16 protein-coding genes and 1 tRNA gene are annotated in these 20,777 nt (G+C 69.4%); 5 read left to right on the top strand and 12 right to left on the bottom strand.

Translation table 11 applies throughout. The features are described 5' to 3' along the window. Positions 1-2 precede the first annotated feature (2 nt). The 7 genes from P5G59_RS08560 to P5G59_RS08530 form a co-directional block, all read right to left on the bottom strand. The gene (locus P5G59_RS08560; protein WP_301217944.1) at positions 3-2,006 is read right to left on the bottom strand and encodes a beta-galactosidase; all 2,004 of its coding nucleotides are present in this window, start codon (positions 2,004-2,006) and stop codon (positions 3-5) included. Between the two features lie 5 nt (positions 2,007-2,011). Further along, positions 2,012-2,950: a carbohydrate ABC transporter permease gene (locus tag P5G59_RS08555; RefSeq protein ID WP_301217942.1), complete on the bottom strand. Its 939-nt coding sequence runs from the start codon at positions 2,948-2,950 to the stop codon at positions 2,012-2,014. Continuing rightward, the gene (locus tag P5G59_RS08550; RefSeq protein ID WP_301217941.1) at positions 2,943-3,893 is read right to left on the bottom strand and encodes a carbohydrate ABC transporter permease; all 951 of its coding nucleotides are present in this window, start codon (positions 3,891-3,893) and stop codon (positions 2,943-2,945) included. The genes P5G59_RS08555 and P5G59_RS08550 overlap by 8 nt, the downstream gene beginning before the upstream one ends. Positions 3,894-3,957: 64 nt before the next feature. Then, positions 3,958-5,316 carry an ABC transporter substrate-binding protein gene (locus P5G59_RS08545; protein WP_301217939.1) on the bottom strand — a complete coding sequence of 453 codons (1,359 nt, stop codon included), beginning with the start codon at positions 5,314-5,316 and terminating at the stop codon, positions 3,958-3,960. A gap of 29 nt (positions 5,317-5,345) precedes the next feature. Continuing rightward, on the bottom strand, positions 5,346-7,445 hold the full coding sequence (locus tag P5G59_RS08540; RefSeq protein ID WP_301217936.1) for a beta-galactosidase: 2,100 nt from the start codon (positions 7,443-7,445) through the stop codon (positions 5,346-5,348). Positions 7,446-7,578: 133 nt separating this feature from the next. Further along, positions 7,579-8,583: a LacI family DNA-binding transcriptional regulator gene (locus tag P5G59_RS08535; RefSeq protein ID WP_301217934.1), complete on the bottom strand. Its 1,005-nt coding sequence runs from the start codon at positions 8,581-8,583 to the stop codon at positions 7,579-7,581. A gap of 218 nt (positions 8,584-8,801) precedes the next feature. Continuing rightward, positions 8,802-10,382, bottom strand: a complete 1,581-nt coding sequence (locus P5G59_RS08530; protein WP_301217932.1) for an FG-GAP repeat domain-containing protein — start codon at positions 10,380-10,382, stop codon at positions 8,802-8,804. A gap of 226 nt (positions 10,383-10,608) precedes the next feature. Here P5G59_RS08530 and P5G59_RS08525 point away from each other — a divergent pair, with 226 nt between their 5' ends. Continuing rightward, complete coding sequence (locus P5G59_RS08525) at positions 10,609-12,924, top strand: FG-GAP repeat domain-containing protein (protein WP_301217930.1); 2,316 nt, start codon at positions 10,609-10,611, stop codon at positions 12,922-12,924. Between the two features lie 113 nt (positions 12,925-13,037). Further along, positions 13,038-13,583 (top strand): hypothetical protein, encoded by a 546-nt coding sequence (locus P5G59_RS08520; RefSeq protein WP_301217928.1) that lies wholly within the window; start codon positions 13,038-13,040, stop codon positions 13,581-13,583. A gap of 100 nt (positions 13,584-13,683) precedes the next feature. On the opposite strand, the gene P5G59_RS08515 is transcribed toward P5G59_RS08520, so the two are convergent. Then, positions 13,684-13,773: transfer RNA gene (locus tag P5G59_RS08515), tRNA-Ser, on the bottom strand. 87 nt (positions 13,774-13,860) lie between these two features. On the opposite strand from P5G59_RS08515, the gene P5G59_RS08510 reads away from it, so the two are divergent. Further along, positions 13,861-14,667, top strand: coding sequence for an SGNH/GDSL hydrolase family protein (locus tag P5G59_RS08510; protein ID WP_301217926.1), 807 nt, complete (start codon positions 13,861-13,863; stop codon positions 14,665-14,667). Here the strand turns inward: P5G59_RS08510 and P5G59_RS08505 are convergent. Then, positions 14,657-15,583 carry an alpha/beta hydrolase gene (locus P5G59_RS08505; protein WP_301217923.1) on the bottom strand — a complete coding sequence of 309 codons (927 nt, stop codon included), beginning with the start codon at positions 15,581-15,583 and terminating at the stop codon, positions 14,657-14,659. The genes P5G59_RS08510 and P5G59_RS08505 overlap by 11 nt on opposite strands. A gap of 143 nt (positions 15,584-15,726) precedes the next feature. Here P5G59_RS08505 and radA point away from each other — a divergent pair, with 143 nt between their 5' ends. Beyond that, entirely contained in the window at positions 15,727-17,088 is a 1,362-nt protein-coding gene (radA, locus tag P5G59_RS08500; protein ID WP_301217921.1) for a DNA repair protein RadA, read from the top strand. A gap of 71 nt (positions 17,089-17,159) precedes the next feature. Beyond that, positions 17,160-17,531: a YciI family protein gene (locus P5G59_RS08495; protein WP_301217919.1), complete on the top strand. Its 372-nt coding sequence runs from the start codon at positions 17,160-17,162 to the stop codon at positions 17,529-17,531. Here the strand turns inward: P5G59_RS08495 and P5G59_RS08490 are convergent. The 3 genes from P5G59_RS08490 to P5G59_RS08480 all read right to left on the bottom strand — a co-directional run bounded on the left by P5G59_RS08490 (position 17,518) and on the right by P5G59_RS08480 (position 20,719). After that, positions 17,518-18,150 carry a hypothetical protein gene (locus P5G59_RS08490; protein WP_301217917.1) on the bottom strand — a complete coding sequence of 211 codons (633 nt, stop codon included), beginning with the start codon at positions 18,148-18,150 and terminating at the stop codon, positions 17,518-17,520. The two genes, P5G59_RS08495 and P5G59_RS08490, sit on opposite strands and share 14 nt — an antisense overlap. A 63-nt stretch (positions 18,151-18,213) precedes the next feature. Next, on the bottom strand, positions 18,214-18,732 hold the full coding sequence (locus P5G59_RS08485) for an amino-acid N-acetyltransferase (protein WP_301217915.1): 519 nt from the start codon (positions 18,730-18,732) through the stop codon (positions 18,214-18,216). 64 nt (positions 18,733-18,796) lie between these two features. Continuing rightward, complete coding sequence (locus P5G59_RS08480; protein WP_301217913.1) at positions 18,797-20,719, bottom strand: alkyl/aryl-sulfatase; 1,923 nt, start codon at positions 20,717-20,719, stop codon at positions 18,797-18,799. Between the last annotated feature and the right edge of the window lie 58 nt (positions 20,720-20,777).

Genomic DNA, 20,777 nt, shown 5'->3' with positions numbered 1-20,777 from the left:
CCTCACTCGACGATCAACACCACCCCCATCGAGCCGAGCGAGAGTCCCGCCGCAGGAGAACCGGTGAGCAGCTCCGTGCCGGCGAGGTCGAGGACAACGGCCTCCGGGGAATGGTTTATCGCCACGAGCACGCGGCCCCGTCTCACCAACTCCACACCAGGTATCGCCGGCAGACGGTCCACACCCGCGCCGTCGAGGACGGCATGGAGGAGGTTCGCGAGCGGCGCCGCCTCGAGACGCGTGGCCACGTACCAGGCGACCCCGTCACCGTGCTGATGGCGAGTGAGCGCCGGGTGCCCGTCCAGAGCACCTCCCTCGAACACCGCCTGCACCTCCGCGGTCTCCACCCTCACGTACTCCGCCCACTGTGCCGCAGCGCCGGTTCCCCCGATCACCTCGCCGCGCACGGACAACGCCGGCGGCTCGCCGCCGCCGAACGCACGCAGGTCGGGCGCGGCCGGCGGTGCGAACTCCTCGATCCACACACCCAGCGCGCGGCGCAGCGCCCCCAGGTAACCGCCGGCCCTGGCGTGGAGGTCGTGATCGAGGACCCCGGTCAGGAACCCCACGACGAGGGTGCCGCCCTCGGAGGCGTACCGGTCGAGGGCTTCGAGCTGCCCGTCGCTCGCGACGAAGAGAGTCGGGACGATCACGGCCCGATACCTGCGGAGGTCGTCGGTCGCCCGGACGAAGTCGACCGTCGCGCCGGCCGCCGCCAGGGCCGCGTACCAGGAGAAGACCTCCTCCACGTAGCTCGTGCGCGTCGGCGACGCTGGTTGCTCGACCGCCCACCAGGAATCCCAGTCGAAGACGATCGCGACCTGCGCCTCCACGGGCGCCCCGAGAAGGTCGGGGGTACCGGCCAAGGCCTTCAGCTCGCCGCCCAGCTCCTCCACCTCGCGGAACACGCGCGTGTCCGTCCCGCTGTGCGGAAGCATGCCGGAGTGGAACTTCTCGGCACCTGCCACGGCCTGGCGCCACTGGAAGAAGAGGATCCCGTCGGCCCCGCGCGCGATGCTCTGATACGACCAGGCCCGCATCTGACCCGGCAGCTTGGCGGCGTTGCGCTCCCGCCAGTTGACCGCACTCGGCGCCTGCTCCATCAGCAACCACGGGGCGCCGCCGCCGAGAGAGCGCATCAGATCGCGCTGCATCGCCGCGTACACGGGCGAGCGCGGGTCCGCCGGGTCGGGATAGGAGTCGTCGGACACGACGTCCACCTCCTCGGCCCAGGCCCAGTAGTCCGCGGCCTTGAAGAAGCCCATGAAGTTCGTCGTCACCGGCAGACTAGACCGGGACCGGATGATCGCCTTCTCCATCCGGAAGCAGTCGAGCAGCTCGTCCGAGCTGAACCGATCGAAGTCGAGCACCTGCGTCGGGTTCGTGAAGGTCGGCGCGGCGCGTGGCGGCAGGATCTCGTCGAACCCCGCGTAGTGCTGCGACCAGAACGCGGTGCCCCAGGCGTCGTTGAGCGCCTCGATGGTGCCGTACTTCGCCTCCAGCCAGCGACGGAATGCGGCGGCCGAGACGTCGCAGTAGCAGTGGCTGACATGGCAGCCGTACTCGTTGTTGACGTGCCAGAGCGCGAGCGCGGGATGGTCGGCGTACCGCTCGACGATCGCCTGCACCAGCCGCGAGGCGTAGCGGCGGTAGACCGGAGAGCTCGGGCAGTACGCCTGGCGGCTGCCCGACGAGAGGGTGACGCCCTCCGCGGTCACGGGGAGCATCTCCGGATGAGCGACCGCGAGCCACGGCGGCGGCGAGGCCGTCGCGGTGGCCAGGTCGACGCGCACCCCGCCTGCGTGCAGCAGGTCGAGCACCTCGTCCAGCCAGGCGAAGTCGAACTCGCCGTCGCGAGGCTCGATCCTGGCCCACGAGAAGATGCCGACCGAGACCAGGTTCACCCCGGCGCGGTTCATCAGCTCGACATCCTCGCGCCAGACCTCCGGCGCCCACTGCTCGGGGTTGTAGTCGCCTCCGTAGGCGAACGCGTCCTTCAGTACCACGCCGGTCACTCCTTCACGCTTCCGCTCGCAAGGCCCGTGGTCCAGTACCTCTGCAGGAAGAGGAACGCGATGACCAACGGGATGATCGACACCAGCGAGCCCGTGATGACGACGGAGAACAGGGCCTGCGAACCTCCGCCCGCGGCGCTGGTGGCCTGCTGCTGCGCGAGGCCGACCGTGAGCGGGTAGAGCTCCGAGCTGTTCAGCATGATAAGGGGCAGGAAGTAGTTGTTCCAGGTGCCGACCAGGGCGAACAGGAACACCGTGACGATGCCCGGGGCCAGCAAGCGGAGTCCGACCTGCCAGAAGATGCGGAACTCGCCCGCGCCGTCGACCCTCCCCGCCTCGATCATCGAGTCGGGGATCGCATCGGCGGCATAGACGCGCATCAGGAACACCCCGAAGGGGCTGACCAGCGACGGCACGATGACCGCGGCCGGGGTGTTCGTGATCCCGATCTGGCTGAACATCAGGTAGGTCGGGAGGGCGAGGGCGGTCAGCGGGATCATGATGGCGCCGAGCACGACGCTGAACATCAGCACCGCACCCGGGAAGCGGTACTTGGCGAACGCGTAACCGGCCATGGTTGCCAGCAGCGACGCGCCGACCGCGCTCACCAGGGCGTACACGAGCGTGTTGATCGCCCAGTGCACGTAGATGCCGTTCTGCGCCGTGAAGACGGCGCCGATGTTGGAGAACAGCTCGAACGTGTGCCCGAAAGCGAAGCCGAAGGTCGTGAACAGGTCGGCATTGCTCTTGGTCGACGCGATGAACAGCCAGACGATGGGCAGCACGAAGTAGAGAGCACAGATCCAGAGCAGAACGGTCAGGAGGGTGCTCCGCCGGGTCTGCCGGTTGTACGCCTTCGCCCGGCCGCGGGTCCGGCCCGATGCCCTCGCGCCGGCGGTACCCGGCAGCGTCGCGCGTGTCGCCGTCTCAGTCATTGCGCGCCTCCTTGCGCTGGGTGGTCAGCTGGACGACGTACGACACGATCGCGATGACGATCCCGAGCAGGAACGCGATCGCGGCGGCGTAGTTGACGTCCTGGTTGGTGAACGCGAGGTTGTACGCGTAGTAGTTAGGCGTGTACCCGTTGTCGATCACGTTCGGCGCGATGGCGTGCAACAGGCTCGGCTCGTTGAAGAGCTGGAACGTGCCGATGATCGAGAAGATCACGGTGAGGATGATGGCCGGCCGGATGCCCGGGATCTTGATGCTCCAGGCGACGCGCCACTGGCTTGCGCCGTCGATCTCGGCGGCCTCGTACAGCTCCGTCGGGATCGACCGGAGTGCGGCGTACATGATGATCATGTTGTAGCCGACGAAGGCCCACGTCACGATGTTCATCATCGAGCCGAGCATGTTCTGGGCGCTGAGCAGGTCGGGCGCCCCCAGCCCGACCGCGCGGAAGGTCTGAGCGATCGGACCGAAGTCGTTGCCGTACAGGTATCCCCACATCAGCGTCGCCACCACGCCGGGGACGGCGAACGGCAGGAAGATCAGCAACCGGAGGGCGACGGAGCCGCGCACCCGGCCGCTGTCGAGGGCGAGAGCGAAGAAGAGCGACAGCGCCAGCATGATGGGCACCTGGATGACGAGGAACAGCGCCATCCTGCCGAGGCCCGCGAGGAAGTCCGGATCGGTGAAGGCGCGTGCGTAGTTGGCGAACCAGGCGAAGGTCTGGCCGCCGATCAGCTGCGTCGTGAACAGGCTCAGGTAGCCGGAGTAGAAGAGCGGCAGGAGCAGCATCACGACGAACACGAGCATGAACGGCGCCACGAAGAGGTAGGCAGCACGATTGAGTCGCCTCTGGTTGGCGTTCCGTCGGGGCCGCGACGGCGCAGCTCGCTGCGCGCGCTCCCTCGCGGGTGCCACGGACTGGGTCATGGTGAACTCCCTTGTTCTGTCAGGGCCGCGCGGCGGCGGGGAGCATCCCGCCGCCGCGACGTCTCTACTTGTTGACGGAGAAGCCCTGCTGGGTACCGTAGGTCACGAGCGCCTTCTGCCACGCGTCGAGGCCGGCCGACAGGTCGCCCTTCGCCGAGAGCGCCTTGCCCACGGTCTCGGTGTAGCTCGAGTAGGCGTAGTCCATGTAGGGCAGCCAGTCGAACTTGGTGTCGACGGTGGTGGAGATGTTCGCGAACAGCTCGTTGACCTTCTGTCCGCCGTAGAACGCCGCCTGCTGGTCGACGAAGGCCGGGTCCTTCAGAGTCGCGGTGGACGTCGGGAACAGGAACTGCTTGTTGGCGAACATCAGCGTCGACTCCGGGTCGTTGTTGATGAACTTGGCCAGCTCGTAGGCAGCGATCGGGTTCTTCGTCGTCTTCAGGACCGCGTCGGACGAGCCTCCCCAGTTCCCGGACGCCGGCTTGGTTCCTGGCGTCTGCGGCAGCTCGGCCGCCCGCCAGAGCCCCGAGGTCTTGGCCGCCGTGCCCTGCAGGAAGACCGGCGCCCACGCGGCGGTGAGCCAGCCGGCGTACTTGCCGTTCGCCAGGCCCTGGTACCAGCTGTCGGTGAAGTCGGGGTCGGTGGACACGTAGCCCTTCTGCACCAGGTCCTGCCAGTAGGCGGCGACCTTTTTGGCCTCGGCGCTGTTCACGTCGACCTTCACGCCCTTCTTGCCGTCGTAGCCGAACGGCTTGACGCCCGCCTGCCAGAGCAGCCCGAGCATCTGCCCGGCCTGACCGGAGGCGAGGTTCGACATGTAGACGCCCGTCTTCTCCTTGACGGTCGCCGCGTCGGCCGCGTACTCGTCCCAGGTCTTGGGCGGCGTGGTGATGCCGGCCTTGGCCAGGATGTCCTCGCGATAGAGGTTGCCCATCGGGCCGGAGTCCTGCGGGATGGCGTAGACCCCGTCACCCTGCTTGACCTGGTTCCACACCCACGGCACGTACTGGTCGCCGAGGTCCGACGCCCCGTACGGAGCGAGATTCAGGAGGCTGTCCGTCACGGTGAACGAGGAGATGTACTGGAACTCGATCTGAGCCACGTCCGGGGCGCCCTTGCCCGCCTTCAGTGCCGTGCGCAGCTTCTGGTAGTGCGGTGCGCCCTGGCCGACGTTCTCGACGTCGACCTTGATCGCCGGGTACTTCTTCTCGAAGAGCGCGACCTCGTTCTTGATGTCGGGCACCCATGTCCAGAAGGTGAGGGTGGTCGGGGTCTTCATCGCCTTGTCGATCTCGGACTGCGACACCGGCTTCGTGTTGTCGGCGGTGCCGCCGCCTCCGCCCGTGCAGCCGGTGAGTGCGAGTGCGACAGCCAGAATGCCGGTGCCCAGCGCCGCTGCTGTCCTCGAGGCTTTCTTCCTCATGATCGTTCTCTTTCTCTTGGTGTTCCCACTCACGCGTGTGAGTCGGCGACCTCGAAGACGGCGACGTCGCGCGGCCCGAGGGTGTACGGGGAGCCGGCGGCGTAGTGTTCGCCGGTCTCGAGGTGGATGCTGTCGGCGGGCACGGTGACGACGTGCGCGGCCCCCGACCAGTTGTGCAGGAACGCGAGCGCGCCTGCGGCAGATCGGCCTGTGCTGACCGTGACAGGGTTCCCGGTGCGCCAGACGGTCGCGGCGGTGTGCGGGACGAGCCACCGTGCGAGGCTCCGGGCGAGCGGGGCATTCGGCACGGTGCCGACGTAGGTCACGCGGCCCGCGCCGAAGGCCGTGGTGGTGATCGCGGCCTCCGCCCCGAGCTCGGTCGGCTCGTAGGAGACGAGCGGCTCCGCCCCGTCGAGGGTGAGCACGTCGACCCACGCGGTGGCCTGCGAACCGGCCTCCAGCTCGAGACCCGACGAGGCGCTCACCGTCAGGGGGGCCGCCAGATTGGAGTACTCGTCGTACCAGACCCCGGCGGCATCGTGCAGTCGGTCCGGCGCGACCCCGCGGCGGGCGCGGGCGAGCTGGTCGCCGTAGCCCGTGCGGATGCCGAGCACCAGGTGGCCGCCGGCCTCGGCGTATGCGCGCAGGGCGTCGAGCACGTCGTCGTCGGCGACGTACTCGGCGGCTGCGATCAGCACCGGGTAGCGCTCGGCCAGCTCGGCGGCGGACTGCTTCGCGAACTGCCGGCTGTGCTGGACGCGCACCTGCACTCCTGCCTCGGTGAGACCGCGCTGGAACGCGTCAACGATGCGAGCGTACGAGCGCCTGTCGGCCTCCCCCTCGTCCGTCGCGAGCGGAGGATAGAACTCGAACGACCATTTGGTGTCGGTCGAGTGCAGCAGCAGCACGTCGGCATCCGGCTCGAACCCGTCGAGGGCGCCCCCGATACGCTTCAGGCTCCCGCCGAGCTCCGCAACCTCCCGGTAGATGCGGCCGGGCACCTGGCTGTGCGGCAGGACCCCGCCCCAGTAGGTCTCGACTCCGAAGTGCAGAGTGTGCCAGTGCCAGTACTCGATCATGCGGGAGCCGCGGGCGACGAGGGCGAACGCCGCCTGCTTGATCTGCCCGGGGAAGGGGGGCTGGTTCTGCCAGGGCCCGCCGATCGACTGAGCGTTGGTCTCCGTCACGAGAAAGCGCTCCTGGCGGGACGAGTACGCCCGGTCCGCCCACTGGAAGAGCGCCCATGGACCGGTGTGCCACCAGTCGGCGCGGCGAGGGAGGTCGACGTCGGCCGAGAGGCCGTCCTGCATCAGGTAGTAGGGGTTGCCCGCAGTGATGTCGAGGGAGGCCGCGAGCTCGTCGTCGGAGATCTGCGGACGCGAGTACGAGATGCAGGTCGTGACGAACTGGTCGTCGCGGGCGTACTCCCGCACGATCCCCGCCTGCCAGGCGATGAGCTCGGTCGCCTGCTCGCCCTGGAAGCGGCGCCACTCCAGCTGGTACTGCGGCATGAGGTTGCCGCCCGGGCGCCACAGCTCCGACCATTCGGCGATGCGGTGCGACCAGTACACCAGGCCCCACTCCTGGTTGAGCCGTTCGACAGAGCCGTAGCGCGTACGCAGCCAGGAGACGAACGCCTGGAAGGTGCTCTCGTTATGGGGGAGGTTGTTCCCCGGCTCGTTGTCCACCTGGTAGCCGATCACGGCCGGGTGGTCGGCGTAGCGGCTGACGACCTTACGGATGATGCGCTCCGCGTACCAGCGGTAGACCGGGACGGACTGGTCCATCTCCTGCCGGGCGCCCCACCCGAGCGCGTGCCCCTGCCGGTCGACCGACGCGATCTCCGGGTGCAGCGTCTGCAGCCACGGCGGGATGGCGTAGGTCGGCGTTCCCAGGACGACCGCGAGGCCCCGCGCGTGCGCGCCGTCCAGCACCGGCTGGAGCCAGTCGAGGTCGAACTCGCCGTTGCGCGGCTCCCAGGTCGACCACACCGACTCGCCCACCCGGATGACCGTGAACCCTGCCTCCACCATCAGGTCGAGGTCGCGATCGAGCGTCCCCTCCTCCTGGTATTCCGCGTAGTACGCGGCTCCGAAGAGCACGCCGGGGAATCGGGGGTTCTGCGTCATCGTCGACCTTCCGCATCAGTGCATGTTGTCGACAACATTGACGGAGCACTCCCGCCCATGTTGTCGACAACATTTGGCTTGGTGGCAAGGTTACACAGGTGCCGCCCGACTCACAAGAGTCGTGACCGGATGGTTACCGGCGAGCTTCCGCGGTGCGGACCGCGCCCGTGGAACCCCGCACCTCGAGCTCGGGAAGCCGGTAACCGGGGACCGTGGAGAGGTCGTCCCCCTCGATCTTCGCGATGAGCGTGTTCATCAGGTAGGCGCCCTCCCCCTCGAAGTCGAGACGGACCGTCGAGAGCGGAGGAAGATGGAATCGGGCCTCCGGCGCGTCGTCCATACCGATCACACTGACGTCGTCGGGCACGCGGATCCCGCGCTCCGCCAGACCGTAGATCAACCCGATCGCCATGCTGTCGTTGGCCAGGGCGACCGCCGTGACCTCCTCCGGCAGTTCTCGGGCGGCGCGGTAGCCCGACTCGGCGGACCAGTCCCCCTCGCCCTCCCAGACGATGTCCATCCGCCGTTCGGCCGCGACCTCGACGAAGCCCTCGCGGCGCTGGTTCGCCGCGATCCAGACCGGCGGGCCGTTCACGAACGCGACGCGCGTGTGCCCGAGGTCGGCCAAGTGCGCGGCCGCCAGCTTGCCGGGGAGGGAGCGCGGATTGACACTCGTCGACGAGAGTCCCTCCGCCGAGTCCATCGCGATGGGGATGTCGATCCCGCGATTCTCGATCGCCGCCCGGACCACATCGGTCTGCGCCGTCGCGAACACCCCCGCGATCTGATGCTCCATGATCACGTCGAGCGCTTCATCCACGGACACCTGGTCTTCGCCGTCCATCGACGCGATGTCGAGGACGAAGCCCCGGCTGCGCGCGGCCGTCGTCGCCCCGGCCACGATCCGCCCCGGGCCGGACAGCTCCATGCGGTGCGCAAGGATCCCGATACGGTTCGACTGCCGCGATCGGAGCCACCGCGCCGCACCGTTCGGCCGGTAGTTCAGCTCGTCCAGGGCGGCCTGGACCTTCTCCCGGGTCGCCGGCCGAATGCCCTCGAAGCCGTTCAGATACCGGGTCACGGTCTGATGCGACACGCCGGCGTGACGAGCCACGTCGTAGATGGTGGCGCGCTTCATGAGACGAAGTCTAGCCACCGGGGTGGATGCGTGCCGACCGCGTCGCAGGGCCGACGGTGGTTGCACCATACGGCTCCGTTTCGAGGAGCCGCACGACCGTGTCCCGGCGCCCGGATCCCAGAGGAACACGGGAGCTCGCACGTGGCGGGTTTCGGCGCCGTCAGCCTCGAAGTCATCGGCCGATCCGACGTTCCGGTGATCGAGGCCGACGTTCCTGATCAGGAGATGAGCGTCCTGATGCTCTGCCAGCCCGAGCCGATGACGGTGGACGAGGTGGTTCCCGTTCCATCCAGCACCTGGATGTACACCAGCGAGCCGTTCCCGTTCGGATTCGCTATCAGGACCCCGGGAGACATCGGAGAATACGAGTAGTGGCCGACGGCCCAGCCCGACTGCGGCTGGAGCGCGCCGATCGCGCTCAGTGCGTTCGTTTCCACCGCCAGGTACGCGCCGAACGGCGCGGTGGCGCCTGCGGGGGTCAGGTTGGGTGCCATCCAGCCCGAGTAGCTCCACAGGTCGGCGAACCCGTCGGTATTCGCGTCCACCGCTGCCATGCCGTACGCGCTCTCGTACCCGGGAGCGGCGATCCGGACCCCGGAGGTGAACGGCTGGTGACCCGGGTTCGTCGCGAAATGGTTCATGTACAGCCAGTATGTGTGGTCGGAGCGCTCCGCGATGAGATCCGCGAAACCGTCATGGTTGACATCGCCGAGCGTCACGTCGACGAACGGCTGCCAGCCGCTGCCGATGAGCGTCGCCGAGGCGTACGGCATCCGCCCTGCATTCGAGTTGATGTTGTTGTAGTAGGCCACAAGAGCACCGTCAGAGCGGATCACGACGAGTTCCGAGTAGCCGTCGCCTGTCAGATCCCCAGCCGCCTGCATCCGGATGCCGTATTGCGGCCCCCAGCCCGATCCGATGACACGCGACGTGGTGAAGGGGACACCGCCCGCGTTCTGCGACGACTCGTTCTGGTAATAGAGGAGACGTCCGCTGTAGTCGATCGCCAGGAGGTCGGACTGGCCGTCGCCGTTGACGTCCGACTCTGTGGGACGCAGGCTCGGGAAGTCGGTCTTCATCGCCGGGCACGGGTCGGCCTTGACGAACATGGCCTCCCCGACCGGCTGGGCCTGGCTCGTCGTCTGGATCATCGCGCCGGACGTCGTCAAGGGTCCGGTGACCGTGAAGTCATATGCGACAGCACCGGTCGCATCGGCGACGGCGGCGGGCGCCCCGGATGCGCCGGCCGCCGACAGCGTATAGGTCTCGCCGGGGACGAACCCCGTCACGGTGCCGTGCACGCGGTACGAGAACGCCTGGAGGTCGCCCCAGTTGCCGAGGAATCGTGTGGAGCACACCGCGTCGGCCGACAGATTGCCGGTGGGCGCCACCCCGGACGCGCAGGTGCTCGCGTTGACCATGGCCCGGGTGATCACGGTCGGCCCGGACGAGAGCAAGACGGAGTAGAAGTCCCCGGAGACCACCGCGCCGGAGACCGAGAAGTCGAGCGCCGCGCCGCCCTGCGTGTCGGTGGTGACCTGACCGTCCGCGCCGACGGCGTTCGAGGTGCTGTCGTACACGCGCACGGTGTACGTCGTCGACGCGGGAAGGCCGCTGATCGTGGCCGTGACGTGGAGCGAGTGGTAGAACCCGGCCTGGAGGGTTGTGCAGTCGGTCGTCGCGGTGGGAGGCGACCACCTGATCGCCGCCGCCGCCAGGGCCGGGCCGGGCCAGGCCACCAGGGTCACGACCATCGCGATGACCGCGGCCAGGGCCACTCGCAGACGCAGTCTTCTCACGCATTCCTCGATTCCGGCACAACAGGTGGTCCGGATCGGTGCAGCGGACCGGCGGGATCACTCTAGTGACTGCGAACCGTTGGTTCTGGCACCCGAACGGGGGCTCCCTTCGGCCGACGCTGCCGAGATCGGGCTCCTGCGCTGTCCCCCATTCGGGCGCAAGAAGCGAGGACCGCTCAACTGCTACGTTCTGATGATCTACCCGTGAACTCTGCAGAGGACCCCTGTGACGGCCACCCGAAACGTCGCCCCCTCCCGCCTGCGCGCCGGTTGTGCGATCACCCTGACACTTCTGCTCGCGACCGCGGGACTGGCCGGGGCGGTGGAGCCGGCATCGGCCGCAGCGCCGCGACCGACGGCAGCGGGCGCTCCCGCGATACAGGCCGAGCACCTCCACGGCACCCTCCGCGTGACGCGGACCGAGCCGGTGCTCAAGAAGGGCCAGTCGCTCAGCGAGGGCGCACCGACGACTGCCTATACGGTGACGACGGCCGACGGCACCCGCGTGCCGATCTCCGGCGACATCCCGGCAGGGGCCAAGACCGGTGCCATCTTCGATGGGACGGTCTCCGTTCGCAGCGGGAGGGCCGCCGCTCGATTCACCTCCGGCGCATCGGCGACGCCCCTCGCAGTATCCGCCGCGACCGTGACGCCGGGCGTCGCGACGGTCGCCCAGAGCCACGTCCTCGATCTCGTGGTGATCAATCCGGTCGGTGTCGCGCCGGTCGATTCCTCCGTCTACGACCAATCCGCGCTTGTGGAACTGGCGACGCGGATCGGGGACTTCTGGCACTGGCAGTCCGTCCAGGACCGCACGACCGACCCTGCCAAGGTCATCACGTTCACGACGACCCCCACCGTCCCCGTCCTCAGTTCGGATCAACCGTGCTCGCAGAGCATCGACACGCTCTGGGATCAGGCCGCCGTCGCGCTCGGCTACGCCTCGGCACAGAACTACCTCGACACTCCGCCACCGGGAGGGGCTCATCACCTCGATGTGATCCTGCCTCCCGGCTGCGCGGACGCCTGGAGCGGGATCTCGACCATCGGCGACGGGATCGGGAGCAGCGGGCTGATCTCGGAGACAGTCGGCCTCAGCGTCGACCGTATGCTTCTGGCGCAGGGCATCGGCGTCAACTTCGGGATCGGTTCGTCGGATCTCGCCTTCTGCGGGCGTACCACGGGCGGACCGAACTGCACCACCTACGCATACGGCGACGGCTACGACGTGATGGGGAACATCTGGGAGGGCTACGACAGCCCGGACAACCTCAACTCCCGCACGCTCGCCATGCTCGGCTGGGTGCCGGCCGCGGGCGCGCCGAGGTTCGCTCTCGCCCAGGGGGAGGCGGTGCACACGTGGAAGTCCCAGCGGCTCCAATGGGCCGCAGACGCTCAGCTGCCCTCGATGCTGCAACTGACCGATCCAGCGACCCAGAGCACGTATTACCTCGAGGACCGCTCCGGCTACGGGTGGACATCGCCGCCGGCATACGTCTACGACAACGTGTTCGCGATGGACGCTGCCGCGGAGGACCTGGTCGAGGAGTCGCGAGGGGTACGCCTGCTCACGAGTACCCCGGACAACGGGTCCGTGGTCATCACCCAACCGGACACCCGCAATCCCTACAACGATGCGGCCGTGATCAACGGATGGGACGGCAGCGGCGGCCTGGAGTTCCACAACGACACCGTGACGAACGAGTCCGGTTCGATCTCCGTGACGGTGACGGCCAGCGACGCCGCGACGGCGACGGTGGACATCACCCTGCGAGCACCGCGCCCGCGCCTTCACGACTACTCGGGAGACGCGCACCCGGACGTCCTCGCCCGGAACACGGCGGGAGGGCTCTTCTCCTACCACGCCAACGGCGCAGGGGGCTGGGCGACGCCCACCACGAGCCAGGTCGGCAGCGGTTGGAACGTGATGACCGCCATCGTCGCCCCCGGCGACTTCAACGGCGACGGGCACCCCGACGTTCTGGCCCGCGACAGCTCGGGCGTGCTCTGGCTCTACCCGGGCAACGGTGCAGGAGGCTGGGGTGCGCGGCGGGCCGTCGGCACCGGGTGGAACATCATGACGAAGATCGTGGGTGTCGGCGACTTCACCGGGGACGGCACCGCGGACATCGTCGCGACCGACACAAGCGGCCGCCTCCTCCTCTATCCGGGGAACGGTACGGGAGGTTGGCTGAAGGCGACCGCTATCGGCTCGGGATGGGCAGGAATGGTCGCCCTCGCCGGAGTCGGCGACTTCAACGGCGACGGCCAGCCTGACCTTCTCGCCGAGGACGCCGCCGGTGCCTTGTGGCTGTACCCGCACACCCTCACGAGGTGGTTGCCCCGCCTCCAGGTCGGCAGCGGATGGCGCGGCATGACCCAGATCGTCTCCGTGGGCGACTTCGACGGCGACGGAACGAACGACGTCGTGGCCGCCGACCCGCGCGGCGCCCTGTGGCTCTACCGCGGAACCGGCGAATCCGCGTTCGACACGCGCACGCAGATCGGCTCAGGTTGGGGCCTCATGACCTGGCTGGGGTGACAGGGGGACGCTCGGCCAGGTTCACGCCCGCCTAACAAGCGTGTGCGAAGTGTCGATTGGTGATCTCAGGAGGGTGACGATCAAGACCTCCAGCCGAACCTCAAGGGGGAAACGTGAGCAACCTGTCCGACATCGACCGCCGGTTCACCGATTGGGAGAACTGCGACCTCCCGAGTGTCCGTGCTGGTCTGGTCGAGGCCATCGTGGCCGAACGTGCAGAGGCGTCGGGCCGGGACGCCGATGCCACGTGGTATGGCGGCGGGACCAGAGCACTGGACGTGACGAGCGTGGAAGACGGCACGCTCGTCCGGCGCAACGCCAAGTCGGTGCGTCTGGAGAAGTACAAGGGCGAGCTGCACGTGGCGCTCGCTCGCTACAACGCACAGCCCTACGACGCCGAGAAGGTCGACCGTATCGTCATGGTTCTGCTCGATGACGCGAGTTCGGGCTTCAAGGTCGATCTCGAGCGCGGGATCGCCTCCATGGAGGGTCACGTCTCGATCGACCGGATCTGGGATGTCCCCGTTTCCGCGCTGAACGACGAGCTCCCCGACCACGACCCGGCGACCGAGGGAAACATTAGGAACGCGCTCTTCCGATTCGAACAACTCGAGCCGTATCTGGTGTGGAGGCGCAACACGGATATCGAGCGGGAGTAGTCGACCGCCATCCGGCTTCGGGCCCGGGAGCTACATCCGAGCCCGGGAGAGCGAAAACCCCCGGATCCTTTGTAAACACTGGGATCCGGGGGCTTCGACGTGGCGGTACCGGTGGGATTTGAACCCACGGTGGGCTTTCACCCACACAACTTTTCGAGAGTTGCACCTTCGGCCGCTCGGACACGGTACCGCGGACTATCGTACGCGATTCGGGCGGTCGTCTCCAATCGGGGAGGTGGGCGTCCGCGGGTCGGTGGTCCGGGGTACTGTTCCTCGCATGAAGGCTCTCCCCCGCATCCTGTCCGCCCTGGCCGGTCTGGCGGCCGGCGCGGTGCTGGCGGCGGTCGGGTGGCAGCGGGTGCAGGCGAAGCGCGCGTCCGTCGCGGAGGGGCGCGTGCGGCTCAACGAGATGCTGCCTGTGCACTCGAGGTGGTGGCGGGACGCGGCCAACGACCCCGGCGAGCTGCTGTATGTGGCCATCGGCGACAGCGCGGCGCAGGGCATCGGGGCGTCGGCGCCCAAGAACAGCTACGTCGGGGTCATCGCCGACCACCTGCGCGCGGTCACCGGGCGCACGGTCCGGGTCGTCAACCTCTCGGTCTCGGGCGCGACGGTCGCGCTCGCGGTGGCCGACCAGCTGCCGAAGTTCACGTCCCTCCGGCCAGACATCGTGACGGTGTCGATCGGCGCCAACGACATCGCGGCGTTCGACCCGGAGCGGTTCCGCGCGGGGCTGCGAGCCGTGTTCGCCGCGGTGCCCGACCACGCGATCGTCGCCGACCTCCCCTACTTCTACCTGCCGTGGAACGAGCGGCTCGTCGCGGAGGGCAACCGCATCCTGCGCGAGGAGGCCGCGGCACGCGGGCTGCAGGTCGTGCCGCTGCACGCGACGATGCGCCGGCAGGGCATCCGGGGCGCGTTCACGCAGTTCGCCGAGGACCTGTTCCACCCCAACGACCACGGCTACCGGGTGTGGGCGTCGGCGTTCCTGCCGGCCGCCACCGCCCGGGCGCGTGAGCTCTACCCGCGCACCGGGACCGCCGAGCGCACTGTGGAGAGCACGGCGGAGCCGCTCAGCGCCTGACCCGGTTCGGCGCCACGTGCGACAGGATGCGGTCCCACATCGGCGCGACGACCAGATGCCCGGCGCCCGGGACCATCTCCATCCGGGCGTCCGGCAGCGAGCGCTGATACCAGGCGGCGTGTGCGTGGCCGGCGACGGCATCCGCCTGGCCCGCGATCACCAGCGTCTTCGCCGCCACGTCCGCGAGGTCGAAGCCCCACGGGCGGGCGGTGTAGCTCAGGATGTCATCGGCCACGCCCACGGTGCCCTGCCGGAACGCGTCCTCCAGCATCCGCCCGAGCCGGTCGCGCAGACCCGGGCGCGCCAGCACCTGCTGGTCGACGGCGCCGATGCCGAGCAGGTCGAGCGGCACGTCCCCCGGCTCCGAGGCGGCCGCCACCGCGTCGGCCTGCGGCTGCAGCATCCCGCTCAGCTGAGCCCGGGCGGCATCGGGCTCCATGGCGGACAGCCGGTCCGACATCGCCTGCAGCTGCGGCTCGATCCAGGGGACCGCCTCGTTCGGCGCCGGCGTGCCGACGATGGCGACCCGGTCCACCAGCTGGGGGTGCCGGGCGGCCAGTGCGAGCGCCACGCGACCGCCGGCCGACCATCCGACGACCCCGATCGTGCGCGGACGGCTGACCCCGATCACCGACTCGGCCACCACGACCGACCGCACGTACTCGGCGATGTCGTCCGCGGCGCCGGTGATGCTGGGCCAGGTCCCCGCCGGCCAGGGCTCGCTCGAGCCGTAGCCGGGGCGGTCGAGCGCGACGATGTGGGCGCTGCGCTCGGCGGAGGCGTCCGGGTCGGGATCGAACATCGACGAGCCCGGCGCGGGGTGGCAGAACACCACCAGGCGCTCGGCGTCGGAGTCGCCGAAGCCGGAGAGCCCGACGACGCGACCGGAACGGAGGGTGAAGGTGCGGTCAGCCATGCGGCCCATTGTGCCCGCGACGGACGACCCGCAGAAGTGCCCACAGGCGGTCCTGCGCGGACGATCTCCACAGCCGCCGCGATCCTCCGTCCGATGACGGTGGCTGCCCGTAGTGTTGAGCCCGATCGAGGAGGGGAGGTGCCGTGGCGAAGGCGTCCGTCAACTATCGCTGTTCCGAGTGCGGCTGGTCGACTGCGAAGTGGGTGGGCCGGTGCTCCGAGTGCGACGCGTGGGGCACGCTCGCCGAGCAGGCACAGCCCACGGGTGTGCTCCGCGCCCTCAAGCCGGTGACGATCGCCGCCGGCCGGGAGGCCCGCGCGATCACCGACATCCGCGCCGACGGCGTCGACCGGCGGCCGAGCGGCATCGGGGAGTTCGACCGCGTGCTCGGCGGCGGCATCGTCCCCGGCGCGGCCATCCTGCTGAGCGGCGAGCCGGGCGTCGGCAAGTCGACCCTGCTGCTCGAGGTGGCGTCCCGCGCCGCCCGCGCACGCAACCGCGTGCTCTACGTCAGCGCGGAGGAGTCGGTGAGCCAGGTGCGCATGCGCGCAGAGCGCACAGGCGCCGTGCACGACTCGCTCTACCTCGCCTCCGAAACCGACCTCGCCACCATCGTCGCGCAGATCGACGCGGTCGACCCGGCGCTGGTGATCGTCGACTCCGTCCAGACGGTGTCGAGCGGGTCCACCGAGGGCATCGCGGGCGGCCCGAGCCAGGTGCGCGAGGTCGCGAGCACGCTCATCCGGGTCGCCAAAGAGCGCGACTTGCCCATCGTCATCGTCGGCCACGTCACCAAAGACGGCTCTATCGCCGGCCCCCGCCTGCTCGAGCATCTGGTGGATGTGGTCTGCCAGTTCGAAGGCGACCGCCAGACTGCGCTGCGCTTCGTCCGGGCGCTCAAGAACCGCTTCGGTCCGACCGACGAGGTCGGCTGCTTCGAGATGGCCGGAGACGGCATCGCCGAGGTGCCCGACCCGAGCGGCCTCTTCCTCAGCCGCAGCACGACGCCCGTGTCCGGCACCTGCGTGACGGTGGCGATGGAAGGCCGGCGCCCACTGCCGGTCGAGGTGCAGGCGCTCGTCGTCGGCACGACGGCGCCCAACCCGCGACGCGTCACCAACGGCGTTGACGCGTCGCGCGTCGCCATGCTGCTCGCGGTGCTCGAACGCCGGGCGGGCATCCGCCTCGGCGACAAGGACGTGTACGTCTCCACGGTCGGCGGCGTGCGGCTGAACGAGCCCGGCGCCGACCTCGCCATCGCGCTGGCGATCGCCTCCGCCGCGACCGACCGTGCCATCCCGCACACCCTCGCGGCCTTCGGCGAGATCAGCCTGGCCGGCGAGGTCCGGCCCGTGGTCAGTGGCAAGCAGCGCACGGCGGAGGCGGCCAGACTCGGCTTCTCGACCCGGGTCGACGACCGCAGTGCGTCCATCCGGGAGGCGCTCCGGCTCGCCTTCACCGCTGCGTCGACGGATCGCGAACGGGAGCTCGACGCCGCGTTCTGACGGCGCGTGTCGAATCCGGGCCCGGTCGTTCGACGCACGGGTAAGACACAGAACCACGGAAGGACACCCCGATGCCGCTCTACGCCATCTTCATCCACTTCGACCCGAGCGCCGAGCACGACGCCGCCGAACTCGCCGAGCACGACCGGCACTCCGACGACCTCATCCGCGCGGGGGCGCTGGTCGCCGCCTATGCTCTCACCCCGCCCGAGACGGCTCGCTCCCTCCGCGCCGACGGCGAGACCGACGGCCCGTACACCGAGAGCAAAGAACTGATCGCCGGCATCGGCATCGTCGAGGCGAGCGACCGGGAGGCCGCGCTCGCGCTCGCGCGCCAGAACCCGGCCATGCGCCACGGCTCCGGCGTCGAGGTGCGCGAGGTCGCCGGCGCCTACCTCCGGGAGACCGACACGGCCTCGGCATCCGACGTCACTGCAGGATGAACTGCTTCGTCTGCGAACTCTTCACGTCGGAGACGCTCGTCTCCAGGTGATACGACGCGCCGCCCGCGGGAACCTGCGGACGCTGCGCCTGGCAGGTCGACGGGTCGGAGCGGGTGCGGTCCCAGGTGATCGGCGCCTGCGACGAGATGGTCTTGCCGGGCTGCAGCAGCACCTCGGCATCCACCTTGTCGGTCTGGCAGTCCGTGGACTTCCAGTACACCTCCGAGCCGCTCGTGATCGTGAAGGCCTGCTTCGCGGTCCCGGCGTCGATCGTGCAGGCCGCCGAGCCGGTATTCGTCAGCGCCACCGAGAGCTGCGGCAGCTCCCCCGCGGCGTAGACGTCCTTGTCGGTGACGGCCTCCACCTTCACATCGCCCGGCGCGCACGGCTTGCCGTCGGCGCTCGCGCTGCTGGTGGGGATGCTCGTCGCGGCGGCCGGCGTGGTGGTCGAGGCGGGCGCCGGCTGCTTCTTCGCGGGCTCTCCACCCGCGGAACCGGGGCGCACCACGATCAGGACGATGACGACGACGACGGCGACCAGTCCGATGAGGACGATGAGCCGACGACGCCAGTAGACGCTGCTCGGCTGCGGGCCGACCGGGTTCTTGAACGTCGACATGCCCGCACTATAGCCACGGCCCCCAGACACGCCCGGCAGGCGCGCCCGGCCGTCAGAGCATGCTCAGAGGTGCTTGATCATGCGGGTGTTGCCGAGGGTGTTCGGCTTCACACGGGCCAGATCCAGGAACTCGGCGACACCCTCGTCGTGGGAGCGCAGCAGCTCCGCGTACAGGGCCGGATCGACCGTCGCCTCGCCCATGTCCTCGAAACCGTTGCGCCCGAAGAAGCCGACCTCGAACGTCAGGCAGAACAGCCGGTCGAGCCCGAGCTCCCGCGCGTCCGACTCCAGCCTCCCGAGCAGCGCCCGACCGACGCCGCGGCCCAGCCACTCGTCCGCCACCGCGAGCGTGCGCACCTCGCCGAGGTCGCTCCACATGACGTGCAGCGCGCCGCAGCCGATCAGCTCGCCGTCGGCGTTCTGCGCGACCCGGAACTCCTGCACGGCCTCGTAGAGCGTCACCATCTCCTTGCCGAGAAGGATGCGTCGCTGCACCAGCGGCTCCACCAGCTGCTGGATGCGCGGAACGTCACTCGTCCGCGCCCTCCGGATGCTGAACCCTGGCCCGCTGTCACCGCTCACCGTTCCAGCCTACCGACGGCCGGGACCCCCCTCGGACCGCCGCGGGCTCACGACCGCACAGCCGTCAGGGCTGCACGATCGGGAACCACAGCGGGAAGTCGTCCAGCATCCCAAACAGCCGGTCCACCGCCGCACGGTCACCCTCGACGCTCGCGTCGCCCGAACCGACGAGGTCGTCGAGGGAACGTCCTCCGAACAGGGCTGCGGCCAGCGCCGCCTTGCTCGACGACGCCCGCGCCACCGTCCCGTCGAGCAACCCGTCGCGCGTGTAGACGAGCACGCCGTTGCGCACCTCCAGCAGGAAGGTCGCCGGGCCGCCATCGGCGTCGGTGACCGTCCAGCCCAGCGCGAACGGCTCGTCGCCGGTGCGCCCGGCGTCGAGCTTGATACCGGCGAAGTCGAGGATCATCTCCGGGGACATGGCCGCGAAGACGTCCGGGGTCGCCAGCTGGATGTCGCCGAGGTTCCTGACGCCGTTGCGCAACTCCAGCGCCCCCATGAGGTACTCGTTGCGCCAGGTCGGGTTCTCGGACTGGTACCCGAGCTGCTCGAACGCGTCCGCCTGCAGCAGCGCCGCCGCCCGGTTCGACGGGTCGGCGAACACGACGTGCGTGAGCACCTCGGCCACCCAGCGGTAGTCGCCGGCGTCGTACGCGACGCGCGCCTTCTCGACCACGGCGTCCGCCCCGCCCATGTATTCGACGTAGCGCGGCCCCGCCTCCGCCGGCGGGAGCTGGTTCAGGTGCGCGGGATGCGAGTCGTACCAGCCGAGGTAACGCTGGTAGACGGCCTTCGCGTTGTGGCTGAGCGACCCGTAGTAGCCGTGGCTGTACCACTCGCGGTCGAGGCCGGCCGGCAGCCGCAGCTCCTCCGCGATCTCCGGCATCGTCAGCCCCCGGTTGGCGAGCCGCAGGGTCTCGTCGTGGATGAACTTGTACAGGTCGCGCTGGTTCGCCAGATACTCGCGGATGTCGGCGGTGCCCCAGCGCGGCCAGCCGTGCTGGCCGACCAGCACGTCGGTGTCGTCGCCGAACAGCCCGATCGTCTGGTTGAGGGTCTTCCACCAGGTGGCCGCATCGCGCACCTGGGCGCCGCGCAGCGTGTAGAGGTTGTGCATCAGATGGTTGGCGTCCTCCGCCACGCACAGCAGACGCAGCGCCGGGAAGTGGATGAGGAACTCTGCCGGCGCCTCGGTTCCCGGTGCCATCTGGAAGGTCATCTCCACTCCGTCGACGGTCCGGGTCTCCCCCGTCTCGCGGATGAGGTCGGTCGGCGGCACCAGGGTAGCGCTGCCGCCGGCGCCGAGCGTGTTGGCGAGCCCGGCATCCACCTGGCCGCGCGGCCCGGGTGCGAGGAGCGGGCCGTACATGTACAGGGCGCGCCTGGTCATCGCCGTGCCCGCGTAGACGTTCTCGGCCGCGGCTTCATACAGGAAGCCCTCCGGGGCGATGACCGGGAAGTCACCGCCGTGCGCGTCCTCGACGATCGCCCGCGATCCGCTGAAGTGGTCCACGTGGCTGTGCGTGTAGACGAGCCCGGTCACGGGCCTGTCGCCGCGGTGCTCCCGGTACAGCGCGAGGGCGGCGCGGGCGGTCTCGGCGAAGCTCAGCGGGTCGATGACGATGATCCCGGTGTCGCCCTCGACGATCGTGATGTTCGCCAGGTCCATCCCGCGCAGCTGGTAGACGCCCTCGGCGACCTCGAACAGCCCGTGATGGTTGTTGACCTGGGCGTGCCTCCAGAGGCTCGGATGGACGGTGTCGGGCGCCTCCTCGGACGCGTCGACGAAGTCGTGGGACGTCAGGTCGAGCACAGGGAAGCCGTCGGCCCGGCGGATCACGGGGTCGGCCGGGGCACCGACGAAACCGCGGGCCGCGTCCTCGTAGTCACGCCGGTCGCTCAGCGGCAGCGTGTCCCGCGCCGCCCGGTTGGCCGCACGGGTGTGCTGCGTCGCGTCCTTCGGCATCGTCTCGTCCGCATCCGACATCGTGGTCTCCTCCCCGCGGCCGCCCTGGCGCGATCTCGCGGTCAGGCTAGCGGGCCGC

The organism is Leifsonia virtsii (assembly GCF_030433675.1).
GTDB lineage: Bacteria > Actinomycetota > Actinomycetes > Actinomycetales > Microbacteriaceae > Leifsonia > Leifsonia virtsii.
This window is presented reverse-complemented; position numbering and strand designations above follow the sequence as displayed.